Genomic DNA, 12073 nt, shown 5'->3' with positions numbered 1-12073 from the left:
TTTTATTGATATAGTAACGACAAATGAACATTGAATGCACGTTTAGAACATCGCACCTAAACGACACTGACAGAGGTAAAGTATGACTAAGATTTTAATCGTAGGCGGAGTTGCAGGTGGCGCATCTGCAGCAGCAAGAGCTCGACGTTTGAGTGAAGAAGCCGAAATTATTATGTTTGAGCGCGGACCTTTCGTTTCATTTGCAAATTGTGGTCTTCCCTATCACATAGGTGGAGATATCACCGACCGTTCAAAGTTATTACTTCAAACTCCAGAGAGTTTCCTCGCTCGTTTTAATGTTGACGTTCGTGTTATGAACGAAGTCATTTCCATCGATAAACAGAACAAATTTGTTACTGTTCGCAACCTCGTTGATGGTAGTCAATATTCTGAAAGTTATGACTTTCTATTACTAAGTCCTGGCGCGGCTCCATTTGTACCGACCATACCAGGCATTGATAACCCATTGACTCATACCCTTCGCAATATCCCCGATATGGATCGAATCATAAAGACGATTCAAATGAATAAGCCTGAGCATGCAACAGTCGTTGGCGGTGGCTTTATCGGATTAGAAATGATGGAAGCTTTCCACCAGCTAGGAATCAGTACCACCTTAATAGAAATGGCCGATCAGGTGATGACGCCCGTTGATAAAGAAATGGCAGGTTTTGCACATGCAGAGATTAAACAAAGAGGCATTGATCTCAGATTGAGTGCAGCACTTGAATCTGTTGAGTATATTCCGAATGAACATATTGCCGATCAAAATGCTGGAGAGACAAACGAACATCAACATTTACAAGGCAAGTTACGTTTAACATTAAACAATGGCGATGCGTTAAATACTGATATGCTTATCTTGTCTATTGGTGTCAGACCGGAAAATACCCTAGCCCAAAACGCAGACCTCGAACTTGGTGCGTTTGGTGGTATCTCGGTCAACGAACACCTACAAACCAGCGACCCGTATATTTATGCAGTAGGCGATGCTGTTGAAGATCCTGATTTCATCACAGGAAAACCTAGCTTCGTTCCGTTAGCTGGGCCTGCTAATCGTCAAGGTCGGATGGCTGCTGACAACATGTTAGGCCGTAAAGAGAGTTATCAAGGCACACAAGGTACTGCGATTGTTAAGATCTTCGATCTTGCTGTAGCGTCCGTGGGTAAAAACGAAAAGTTGCTTAAACGTGATAATATCGCGTACGAGAAAGTATACGTACATACCGCTAGTCATGCCGGTTATTACCCTGGTTCGGAAATAGTCTCGTTAAAGCTATTGTTTAGCCCCGAAACTGGCAAAATTCTTGGTGCGCAAGCAGCAGGAAAAGACGGCATTGATAAACGTATCGATGTTTTAGCTGTGGCTCAACGTGCAGGAATGACCGTAGAGCAGCTACAACATCTTGAACTAACTTACGCTCCCCCTTATGGCAGCGCCAAAGATGTCATCAACCAAGCAGCCTTCGTTGCCAATAATATTTTAAAAGGTGATGCAACACCGATACATTTCGATGAAATAGATAATTTGAGCGACAACCAGTTGTTGCTGGATGTACGTAATCCAGGTGAGTTAGAAAACGTTGGTTTCATTGACGGCGCAATTAATATACCCGTAGATCAGCTGCGCCAACGTATGGATGAGCTTCCTAAAGATAAAGAGATCATTATTTACTGCCAAGCGGGGTTACGCGGTAACGTTGCATATCGTCAATTAGTGAATAATGGCTATAAAGCCAAGAACTTAATTGGGGGCTACCGAACCTTTAAGTTTGCACAGGCATAGCGCTACCTATTTAATCTAAATCAAAAGGAGCACTCAAAGAGTGCTCCTTTTTAATGTCCGAATTCGATATCAGTTAACCAAACAGACGCTTCCAAATACTTGGATTACGCTTGTCATGGTACTCCAATCTCAAGCTGTCCACTTCACGTAATGATTGCTTGGCCGCTTCAAGGTCACCCTGATCCAGTTCCGCATTGACTTCACTTACTGCGCCTGACAGCTTTTTGAAACCTTCCAAATACAATTCTGTTTTCTCTGGTGGATAATCACCTTGCTTTGAGTCGGCAATTAGATTTTCCAAATCAAGTACTGGTTTGCGCATTTCGTCAATGGACTGAGCTTCTGCTGCTTGTTTAAATGCTAACTTCATGGCTTGCATGTTCTTCTTGAGGTCCACCTCCTCTGCTAGAGCACTAGTAGAAAATAAAAGAACTGATGTAAGCAGGCTAGCCGTAGTTATTTTTATCATTATTATTCCTTTTGAAGGTCAATTAGACCCCAGTTTCCTGAGGTCTGAATACCGAGTTTACTAAATCTCGTTACTACAACGTTAATGAAATTGTTTCTAAACGTTATTTACGCAAATCTTAGAATTCGGCAAACTCTTCTATCGGTGCGCGTCCTCTCAGCTCTAGGAAATCCAAGAATTGACGAGCGTTGTAAGTAATAATCTTATCCGTCGGCATTTCAACCGTAGTCAGCAATTCACTGGTCAGTTCGAATAAACCAATGGTATCGCAAAAATGTGAGTCACTGCCTGTAGTGATGTACCCACCCGCGCGCTTTACTGCTCGAGCGATGTCATAGCAGCGGTCCACACTTCCGACTCGGCTGTGCCCTCTCAGCGTTGAGTTATTGATCTCTATTGCGACATGATTGGCTGCCGCACAGTCCGCTACGCTTTGAAAATCAAAGTCAAAGTTCGGATTTCCCAAATGTCCAAGCGCATCCACATTGCCACTTTCAATTGTATTGATGAGAGCTCGAGTGTGGTCCTCCTTAGTAGAAGGTTTAAACACAGGCTCATGAAAGCTGCCAATAATCCAATCAAGTGCTTTGTATGACGTAGGATGTACATCAATGTCCCCATTCACATTAAGAATATTTGCCTCTACACCGCGAATAATAGCAACGTCAGATAGAAACCTTGGGATAACACGTTGGTTGGAGAAAAACCAAAAGTGAGGGGCACCAGGCATTGAATCAGCATGATCTGTAGTACACAGGACTTTTAATCCATGTTCTTTTGCCGCTTTAGCATTTTCAATAATGGTGCTGTAGGCATGCCCACTTGCATAAGTATGAGTATGCGTATCTACCTCAAATTTCATTGTTATCTCCTCTATTGCTATTAAGCCTCTATTATCAGCGGAAACTGTGGCACTTTAACGACAGCGAATATCGATTGCTCGCATAACGTAAATCGTCTTAGAAAAAATCGATACCGCCACGTCCGCTATTAGGGTCTTTTGATTTAGAGCGCGCTTTATTCGGCTCAGTAGATTTCTTTTTCTGTTTAGCCGATTGCTCTTTCGTCTTTTTTTGCTGCTTGTTCTGCTTTTTTTGTTTTGACGAAGGCGCTGCTACCTCTGGCTGTTTAGGTTGCAGTTGTTTTCTTTCCTCAGGTTCAACAGGCGGTTTGTCACATACAACGACATAATATTCTTGGTTAAACTCAAAGAAGTCACCATCATACATTTTGCGTCGTTTTCGCGTTTCTAGCTCGCCATTCACCGCTACATAGCCTTCCGCTATAAAGTGCTTAGCTTCACCGCCGCCTCCAACAAGGTTTGCTACCTTAAATAGTTTGTATAGCTCGATTGGATGGCTTGAAACTTCGATACCAATAGCTTCAATCTCAATGGCATCGTCGTCATAGTGTTCGTCGTTGTATTCTTGGCTCATAATGTGATTTGAATCGAATATTTCCCCGCATTGTACTGTGTTGTTGACTAGCAAGCCATTAAAAAGCCCCGTAAAACGGGGCAATTCGTATTTTCCTCTTTTTCTCACCAAGCGAGGTTGTTACTACTCGCTGACACGAGTTTCTGAGCTGGTGGGTTACCATCATACGTCCAGATTTCAACTAAGAACGCATCAACGTGTTCTGCAGCTGAGAAATCGATTTGAGCACTCCCATTGTTCAGTGACGTAGAGGCGATTTTACTGTCGTACACTGGAGTGAGTACACCAGAGCCGTCGTCCTCATATTCTGTATAAACCGAGGCAAACGCTCTACCAGTTACGTCGTTACTTGCGTCAATGTCCAATGAGTAGTCTTCGATTGGCTTATAATCCAACGTATCCGGTATAGACAGATCACCCATTGTTCTTGATACTGACACTGTAACCGGAGCTGGAACCGGCTCAGGAGCGGCCTCGGTGGTATTCCCCGTAGAGCCCCCACCTGAAGAGTCGCCGCCACCACCGCCACCGCCTCCACAAGCAGTGAGTGTTCCGAAGGCAATTAGTAAGGTTATATATTTGGTATTCATAATCATCTCCTAAGGAACGTAACATTTGCCGGGCGTAGCATATTGCGATTCAAACCAGTTTTGAGCATTCTCTCCAGATGACTCTGCGTAAGTAGCAAATTGAGGATACGCAACCACCAAATCGATATACTCTAGTGGCCACTCCCACTCGTCATTTATTAATAGCGCCCAAGGCAGATTCTCTGCTGTCTTAAAGTACACGCCAGTATTTGAGTTGCTTACATCGACGCCTAAGCCAGCGAACATATCTGCGTCAAATTGCTCAGTTGGTTCGTAGTTAGGTAGGTGCACTTCCCATTTACGCCCTGGTTCAGTAAACCCATCTCCATGATACGTATTGTCTGTAGCGAAAATGAAAGGGTCGTACGGCATAGCCATTAACCCAGTAGTAGTGCCGCTATTGTAGTTAACGTGAACCGTAAAGTTGAGTTGTACATCCTCTTGCTCAGCACATGAAGACAAAGTCCTATGGAAATCGCAACCGTCTACTTTAAATGTCGACGTATCGTTAGTGATGATAATAATCGCTTCATTAGAAATCAGTTCTAATCCACTTGAAGCCAATGTCTCGCCGTTTTGGATTTGACGAGTGGTAGCGCTATCAATATCGTCACGATTGACACCTTTGAGTCGGATAGCAAAGCCATTATGGTAAGATGCACCCACTGCCCCTAAGTAACCATCAATCTTAGATTTAACTACTTGGTCGTTTTTGAGAATTTCCGTGACGCGGTAACGCACAACGACATCGTTCATGTCATAGTCGGCGGTATAAGGCCAGTTATCCTCAAACGCAACAGTGGCGTAACCGGTGGCATTGGGATAATAGCGAACGGTGATGCCATCTCCTGTAACCGTAAGAGCATGATCCTCGACTTCACCACTGGTTGAACCACCAAAATAATTTAACCCTGTTTGTTGACTAAAGCGGAAACGACTCCAAGTTGTACCCACTGTTGCATCAATATCAGCTGTAAAAACTAGATCGTTGTTTCCCGCAGATAGCGATTCGTCGGTAAAAATCTGCTCCCCCGCATCCGCGAAGTCACCATCTTGGTTCCAATCTATCCATGCAGACAGATACCCAGAGGTGGAAGCATTAACCCTAACAATACTATCAAGCCCTGGTTCGACCGCAGTGACAAATCCCACACCGTTTTCATCATCAGTGCCTACTTCATCATCCGCTAAATTGTTGTAACGTCCATCTTGTTCACCATCTGGTTCCCCACTTCCCAACCATGTACTACCGTCGAGCTCATGTCGTGGGCCATTGTCAGCAAGTTTTGTTGAGTAACTTTCCGGAGCATCTCCAAAATCAATGTTAGAGTCCTCATCTATCACTGGTGCATTCGCACATCGAGCGCCATCGTTTTGGTTCGAATTTGGACCATCGGCAAATTTGACAGCCGGAACTATGCCCGCAGCAATGTTTGCGGCATTACCCGGTGAAAGGTCAATGCGATAGATCTGACCATCTTGATTTCTCGACACATAATAGTAGCCATCTACATCGAAGTACCCTGCACCAAACGTACCCGTTTCGCCAGTATCACCAATATAAGTTTCCTGACCTGTGCTAGCGTTAAACGAATATAAAGCACCCGAGCCGTTATCTACGCCATAGAGCTTGCCGTCGCTTGGATGGAAAGCGAAGTCAGTGAGACTTACTACCGCACGCGTCGTCACTCGATTAACCGGTAAAACCGCACTACTATCACTCGCGAGCGGTGAAAGATCGATAGTAAACAGTCCTTTTCCTGTTCTATAAAGGTAATAAACACTTTCGTAGACATCACCGACATAAAAAGTGTGGTCAGTTGGTAAACCCGATGTATTCACGACTTCCGCTTGGAAGTCGCTCCCTAAACGAACGATTCGCTTATTGCTAGTGTCATACCCATAGATATAACGGTTGTCAAAGTCGAAACCGACACCGTTAATGTTCACATTCATACCAGTATCACTTTGCAATAAACTAGTCGAGCCCGTAACAAGGTTGACACCATAAACTTGAACTGGATTAGATTGGAAAAGATAGGCTTTGCTTGGGCACGTATCAAACGGCGCGGCGTTGCTAGACGTACTAAACAATAGTCCGCTCAGGGCTAAGGAAGCCACCAGTCGTTTTGTGCCTTGTGGTAACATCTGTTTTTTCATCTGCTGTTCCCTGCTTATGAATGATCAATCAGATGTCTACAAAACTCATGCCATATATTTATTTACTATATTTCAAATAGTTATACTTTCCATTAAATCTATTTTCAATCTGCAATTCAATTTAGCTAACCTGCGACGGAAGACTTTTCTTTATGAGAAATAATGACCTTTTGAGGCGGAAATACCGTTGTTAGAACACTGGTCATTACAATGAGCATTAAACCAAGTAACTGTGTGTGACTAAAATCAACATCAAACACAAGGAATTGCCATAACGCTGTGAAAGCCAGATTACTATAGATTAAAGGTGCTAATTGGGAATTGCTATCAGCAGTTGAATAGGCTTTGTGTCGCGAAACCTGCGTATTGATAATCAATAGTGCCATAATCGCCAAAGCCAAAAGAACCCCTGTATTTACAGCATTGTCGCTGAAAATACTCAGAGGAGAAGTCCAGTGAGAAAACGTCACAATCGGTAGTAGAATTAAACTCGCAATACCAAATGTCCAAGCATTAGTTTCTAAACCTGACATTTCCGTTTTTGACGCTTTATATAGGCTTAGTTGAGAGCCAGCATTAAAGAACCCCGCCAGAAGACCGACTAAAAGTTCAGGTTTGACAACAAACCCACTACCATCATTGGCCAACGTTACCACTCCTATAAACGTCATAAACAACGCTACGATAGTCGACCAATGGAGCTTAATATTGAAGAGTATCTTTTCCAAAACTGCGATAAAGACAGGCCCTGTTCCAAATAGCACTGCACTTTCCACCAGTGAGAGTTTGTTCAATGCATAAATAAAGCACAGTTGACAGGCTCCAATACACAATGCTCTTACGACGAGTAACTTGGCCATGGCCAAATTAGGTGTTCTTATCTTAGTGAAAATCAGTATCGAAAATATGAACATAGCAGGAAGCGCAAATCGTAAGAACGCCAATGTGGTCACATCAAGGCTTTCAGACAAGAATTTAGTTAATAACCCAGTGACGGATAAGCTAAGTGTCGACGATAGCATATAGAAAACAGGAGTATGGGTTAGTGAAATTTTTATCATGTATCGTGCTCGCGAAATGTGTCTTTTGGGCTAAATTATAGTGATCGCGATCACTGAAAAATACTGAGTAATTATTAATGATTATGTAAGTTTTGCTTACATAGAGTGATAAATGAAAAAATACCTTGCACTCAAATCCATCTATACATTCGTAGCCGTAGCCGAAACAGGAAGCATGTCCGAAGCGGCACAAAAGCTATTTGTAAGTCACTCAGCTGTAAGTCAGTCAATTAAATCATTAGAAGAACAACTCGATACTAAGCTGTTTCTTCGAATTGGACGGCGCATAGAGTTAAATCAACAAGGCCGCCTTTACTATAAAAAAGTTGCGCCTGCTCTAGAGAAAATTGTTGAAGCTAATGAAGCATTGCTTAACAAAACCGTGACAAATAGGCTTACAGTAAACATGGTTAACTCATTGGCTCTTCACTGGTGGATCCCGAGAGTAACCAATCTCCAACATTTTGCTCCAAATCTGGATATCCGTATTTCAAACTTAATTGGCAGTTTTAACCTTGAGAGAGAAGGCGTCGATATCGCCTTAATTCACGGTAAAACAGACGAATGGCAAGATTATTATTGTGAAAAACTGGGTGACGATGAATTGGTGTTAGTGTGTAGCCCTAACCTACTCGATAAACACGCAGCTATATCACTCGACGCTGTGTTAGGGGATTATCCTAGCATTTTGGTTACTAACGATAGACGGAAGTATGATTGGGATACATGGTGTAATGCCAACGCTTTAACACTCCCTAGATACCATAATCACCTGATTTTTAATGCTTCTGTACAAGCTATACATGCCACCATCAGAGGCTTAGGCATACTTGTCACTCACCGTTTGTTTATCAAAGATGAAGTGGAACAAGGACTGCTAGTTGAACTTGGTTCCCCCATCCCAAATCCTTATCAAGCGTTCTACTTTGCGTGTTCTCCAAAGAGTTTGAAATACGAAAGTGTTATTACGCTAAGACAATGGCTGCGTACCGAGTTCGGCCAAAAAGAGTAGTCGATATAAGCGCTTGCTCCACCTATTATTCAAGAATTTTGCGACAAAAACTTCGCTCGCCACTCGAATGCAGGGCTTTACTATCTCGTTGAACCTCCTACAATGTGCACAAATTTCAAAATATAGGTTTTCACTCATGTCTATCCAATGGTTTCCAGGCCACATGCACAAGGCTCGCAAAGAAATCGAAGAAGTCATCCCACAAATAGATGTCATTATTGAAGTGCTTGACGCACGTATTCCATTTAGTAGTGAAAACCCTATGATTTCTCAACTCCGTGGCGACAAACCTGTCGTCAAGGTGTTGAACAAACGTGATTTGGCGGATCCAGAAAAGACCGAACTTTGGATCGAGCACCTAGAGAAAGAGCAAGGTGTTAAGGCAATGGCCATCACCACATCTAATTCTCAAGAAGTGCATAAAATTCTTGAACTTTGTCGAAAACTCGCGCCGCACCGTGAAGAGATTGGTAAAAACATTCGCACGATGATCATGGGAATCCCAAATGTTGGTAAGTCTACTATCATCAACACCCTTGCCGGCAGAACCATCGCAGTGACAGGCAACCAACCTGCCGTTACTCGTCGTCAACAACGAATTAACTTGCAAAACGGTATCGTGCTTTCTGATACTCCGGGGATTTTATGGCCAAAAGTCGAAAACCCCCATAGTGGTTTTAGATTGGCGGCTACTGGCGCAGTAAAAGATACCGCTATTGAATACGATGAAGTGGCGTTCTACACCGTGGAGTATATGGCGGCTCAGTATCCAGAACGTCTGAAAGAACGTTATCAGATCGACGAAGAACTTCCTGAATCTGATTTAGAACTTATGGAGCTAATTGGTCGTAAACGCGGTGCTTTACAATCTGGTGGTCGTGTTAACCTTCACAAAGCTTCCGAGATTCTACTTCACGAATTGCGAAACGGTACTTTAGGTCAAGTCACTCTTGAATTACCTGAAATGATTACTGAAGAGCTCGTTCAAGTGGAAATCGAAGCTACACGTAAAGCGGAAGAGAAAGCTAAACGCAAAGAAGAACGCCGTAAACGTTACCTAAAGAACAAGCGTTAATTCCTCACCTTTTGCTATTAGGAAGAACGAATGTTACTCGTTCTTCCTAGAAAACAGTCATTTATAAGCCACAGTAGTTTCTGCTAGAATAACGGTTTTATCAGATACAGCATTCTATTGTGAGCATTCTTGGTCAACTTCGCCTTCAATGGGCCAATAAAACGTTTAACTACAGTGTGTTAATGCTCATAGCGCTATTAGGCGTTGTGATTCCAGCTTGGTACTTCGAGCAACACACATGGGTTACACCATTAATTCTCGGCGTCATCGCCGCTGCGCTAGCCGAAACTGACGACAATTTCTTCGGGCGCATTAAAGCCATCACCCTTACCCTCATTTGCTTTGCCATTGCCGCATTTTCTATAGAGATTCTATTTAACATACCTTGGTTGTTCGCGATTGGGCTTTTTTGTTCTACGTTCCTGTTTATTATTCTCGGCGCCATCGGCCCTCGTTACTCTAGTATCGCATTCGGCTCATTGTTACTCGCCATCTATACTATGCTCGGAGCACATGAAAGCACGAACATTTGGTTCCAGCCTTTGTTACTACTAGGTGGTGCGAGTTGGTATTACTTAGTTTCTATTATTTGGAATAGTTTCTGGCCAATGCAACCTGTTCAGCAAAGTCTCTCTAATGTGTTTAATGAATTGAGTTTGTATCTAGATGCCAAAAGAAACTTATTCCACCCTACGTTAAACCTGATTCCACAGCCGCATCGCTTAAAAGAAGCTAGCCTTAATGCATGTACCGTCTTCGCGCTCAATGCTTGCAAATCGACGTTATTGAACCGCTCTCGACGTGGTCACGTCGATGGACCAAGTGATCGCTTTTTACAGGTTTACTTTATCGCGCAAGACATTCATGAGCGCGTAAGCTCAAGTCACTATCGCTATCAAGAGTTGGCAACCCAATTTTCGCATTCTGATGTCCTGTTTCGTTTCAAGCATGTATTGGAAATGCAGGCTAAAGCCTGTAAAGAGATCGCCTTTGCACTTAAGTTGGGGAAAAAATACTCTCACAGCAACGACTCGATTAAAGCGTTAGTCGAATTACAAGATTCAATTGAGTATCTGGAGCAACAAAATAATCCTGAATGGTCACCTTTATTAGTTCAGCTAAATTATCTGTTTAATAACTTGGCTACTGTAGAAAAGCTACTTAGTAACGTCAGTAATCCGGATAGTAACGTTTTAGAAGACGGGATACTGGACGACACCAACCCACATACGTTCACAGCGATGTGGAATCGAATCAAAGCAAGTATGTCGAAAGAGTCGATACTGTTTCGACATGCCGTTCGCCTATCAATAGCGCTGACTATTGGCTATGGCATTATTCAAGGCTTCAATCTCGATCGAGGCTATTGGATCTTGCTGACGACACTCTTTGTGTGCCAGCCAAACTACAGCGCAACACGTCAAAAGCTCTCAGCGCGAATTGCAGGTACACTTGTTGGGTTATTTGTCGGCGTCCCTTTACTTACTCTGTTCCCTTCTCCCGAAAGCCAACTGTTCCTGATTGTCCTGTCTGGCGTGATGTTCTTTGCATTTAGAATCAACAATTACGGATACGCTACCGGCTTTATCACAGTACTTGTGCTGCTTTGTTTTCATCAGCTTGGTGAAGGTTATGCCGTGGTATTGCCACGTCTGATGGATACACTTATTGGCTGTGCTCTAGCAGTAAGTGCCGTCTACTTTATTCTCCCGGATTGGGAGTCGAAACGTATGCACAAGATTATGGCGAATTCGCTGAGGACAAATCGAAGATATCTAATGCAGATTATCGGTCAATATCGTCTGGGTAAAAAAGATGACCTGAATTATCGTATCGCCAGACGCGATGCTCATAATGCCGATGCTAATCTTTCGACTGCGATTTCAAATATGTTGGCGGAACCAGGACGTTATCAAGTGGACACCGATAAGAGTTTTCGCTTCTTAACGCTAAGTCATGCGCTTCTCAGTTATGTATCGGCTTTGGGCGCGCATAGGCAACGACTCGAAGACGAGTCAATCCACCTTCTCGTCTTGGAGGCACATAGGACCATAAACCATCATATCGAATTACTAGAAAATCAACTTGAAGGTATGGGGAATGAAAATAACGTAACTACCGTTGATCAGTTTGATATACACCGACGATTAATAGAATGGCGTGATGAAGATGATCGTTCGGCTCGTATGGTCCTGCAACAATTACACTTAATTTATCGAATGTTGCCCGAATTCCACGCGTTAACTGACGCCCTGACACAACCACATAATGAGGGCACCAAACAGGTTTAGGTCTCGCTGGGCCCCGCCATTCAGGTTGCTTCTGTTTATTGTAAGTGAAAGCAACCTGACTATTCTTACAGTTCAATTAACTGTTCCTTACAATACTCGGACAAATTCTCATCAGTTCAACGATAGATTAAGCATCAGCACCATATTACGATGTGAAGATGAACGGAACTCAGACTGCTTTACTCAACAATTT

10 protein-coding genes are annotated in these 12073 nt (G+C 43.1%); 4 read left to right on the top strand and 6 right to left on the bottom strand.

Annotated features, from left to right (window positions below):
• The first annotated feature begins 82 nt into the window (after positions 1-82).
• Entirely contained in the window at positions 83-1786 is a 1704-nt protein-coding gene (locus MMA19_RS01745) for an FAD-dependent oxidoreductase (protein ID WP_240205350.1), read from the top strand.
• A gap of 73 nt (positions 1787-1859) precedes the next feature.
• Here the strand turns inward: MMA19_RS01745 and MMA19_RS01740 are convergent, their stop codons facing one another.
• From MMA19_RS01740 to MMA19_RS01715, 6 genes are all read right to left on the bottom strand, one after another.
• Positions 1860-2255, bottom strand: a complete 396-nt coding sequence (locus MMA19_RS01740) for a cytochrome b562 (RefSeq protein WP_006072776.1) — start codon at positions 2253-2255, stop codon at positions 1860-1862.
• Between the two features lie 118 nt (positions 2256-2373).
• On the bottom strand, positions 2374-3117 hold the full coding sequence (locus tag MMA19_RS01735) for a phosphatase (protein ID WP_006072778.1): 744 nt from the start codon (positions 3115-3117) through the stop codon (positions 2374-2376).
• A gap of 97 nt (positions 3118-3214) precedes the next feature.
• The gene (locus tag MMA19_RS01730) at positions 3215-3691 is read right to left on the bottom strand and encodes an RNA-binding S4 domain-containing protein (RefSeq protein WP_006072779.1); all 477 of its coding nucleotides are present in this window, start codon (positions 3689-3691) and stop codon (positions 3215-3217) included.
• Between the two features lie 104 nt (positions 3692-3795).
• Positions 3796-4281 carry a hypothetical protein gene (locus MMA19_RS01725; protein WP_006072781.1) on the bottom strand — a complete coding sequence of 162 codons (486 nt, stop codon included), beginning with the start codon at positions 4279-4281 and terminating at the stop codon, positions 3796-3798.
• Between the two features lie 9 nt (positions 4282-4290).
• The gene (locus tag MMA19_RS01720; protein WP_240205349.1) at positions 4291-6441 is read right to left on the bottom strand and encodes an LruC domain-containing protein; all 2151 of its coding nucleotides are present in this window, start codon (positions 6439-6441) and stop codon (positions 4291-4293) included.
• A 125-nt stretch (positions 6442-6566) separates the two neighbouring features.
• Positions 6567-7502 carry a DMT family transporter gene (locus tag MMA19_RS01715; RefSeq protein WP_240205348.1) on the bottom strand — a complete coding sequence of 312 codons (936 nt, stop codon included), beginning with the start codon at positions 7500-7502 and terminating at the stop codon, positions 6567-6569.
• A gap of 112 nt (positions 7503-7614) precedes the next feature.
• Here MMA19_RS01715 and MMA19_RS01710 point away from each other — a divergent pair, with 112 nt between their 5' ends.
• The 3 genes from MMA19_RS01710 to yccS all read left to right on the top strand — a co-directional run bounded on the left by MMA19_RS01710 (position 7615) and on the right by yccS (position 11880).
• Complete coding sequence (locus MMA19_RS01710) at positions 7615-8514, top strand: LysR substrate-binding domain-containing protein (protein WP_124942065.1); 900 nt, start codon at positions 7615-7617, stop codon at positions 8512-8514.
• Between the two features lie 136 nt (positions 8515-8650).
• Entirely contained in the window at positions 8651-9589 is a 939-nt protein-coding gene (gene ylqF, locus MMA19_RS01705) for a ribosome biogenesis GTPase YlqF (RefSeq protein ID WP_006072791.1), read from the top strand.
• Between the two features lie 119 nt (positions 9590-9708).
• Complete coding sequence (gene yccS / locus MMA19_RS01700; RefSeq protein WP_124942064.1) at positions 9709-11880, top strand: YccS family putative transporter; 2172 nt, start codon at positions 9709-9711, stop codon at positions 11878-11880.
• The last annotated feature ends 193 nt before the right edge of the window (positions 11881-12073 follow it).

The organism is Vibrio sp. CyArs1 (genome assembly GCF_022432925.1).
Taxonomy (GTDB): Bacteria; Pseudomonadota; Gammaproteobacteria; order Enterobacterales; family Vibrionaceae; genus Vibrio; species Vibrio mediterranei.
Note: the sequence above shows the minus strand (reverse complement) of the source record. Positions and strands in the feature narration are given on the sequence as shown.

Bases quoted from the DNA above. Each gene is read 5' to 3' on its own strand.
- MMA19_RS01745 (WP_240205350.1), top strand. From the start codon at position 83: ATGACTAAGATTTTAATCGTAGGCGGAGTTGCAGGTGGCGCATCTGCA.
- MMA19_RS01740 (WP_006072776.1), bottom strand. From the start codon at position 2,255: ATGATAAAAATAACTACGGCTAGCCTGCTTACATCAGTTCTTTTATTT.
- MMA19_RS01735 (WP_006072778.1), bottom strand. From the start codon at position 3,117: ATGAAATTTGAGGTAGATACGCATACTCATACTTATGCAAGTGGGCAT.
- MMA19_RS01730 (WP_006072779.1), bottom strand. From the start codon at position 3,691: ATGAGCCAAGAATACAACGACGAACACTATGACGACGATGCCATTGAG.
- MMA19_RS01725 (WP_006072781.1), bottom strand. From the start codon at position 4,281: ATGAATACCAAATATATAACCTTACTAATTGCCTTCGGAACACTCACT.
- MMA19_RS01720 (WP_240205349.1), bottom strand. From the start codon at position 6,441: ATGAAAAAACAGATGTTACCACAAGGCACAAAACGACTGGTGGCTTCC.
- MMA19_RS01715 (WP_240205348.1), bottom strand. From the start codon at position 7,502: ATGATAAAAATTTCACTAACCCATACTCCTGTTTTCTATATGCTATCG.
- MMA19_RS01710 (WP_124942065.1), top strand. From the start codon at position 7,615: ATGAAAAAATACCTTGCACTCAAATCCATCTATACATTCGTAGCCGTA.
- ylqF (WP_006072791.1), top strand. From the start codon at position 8,651: ATGTCTATCCAATGGTTTCCAGGCCACATGCACAAGGCTCGCAAAGAA.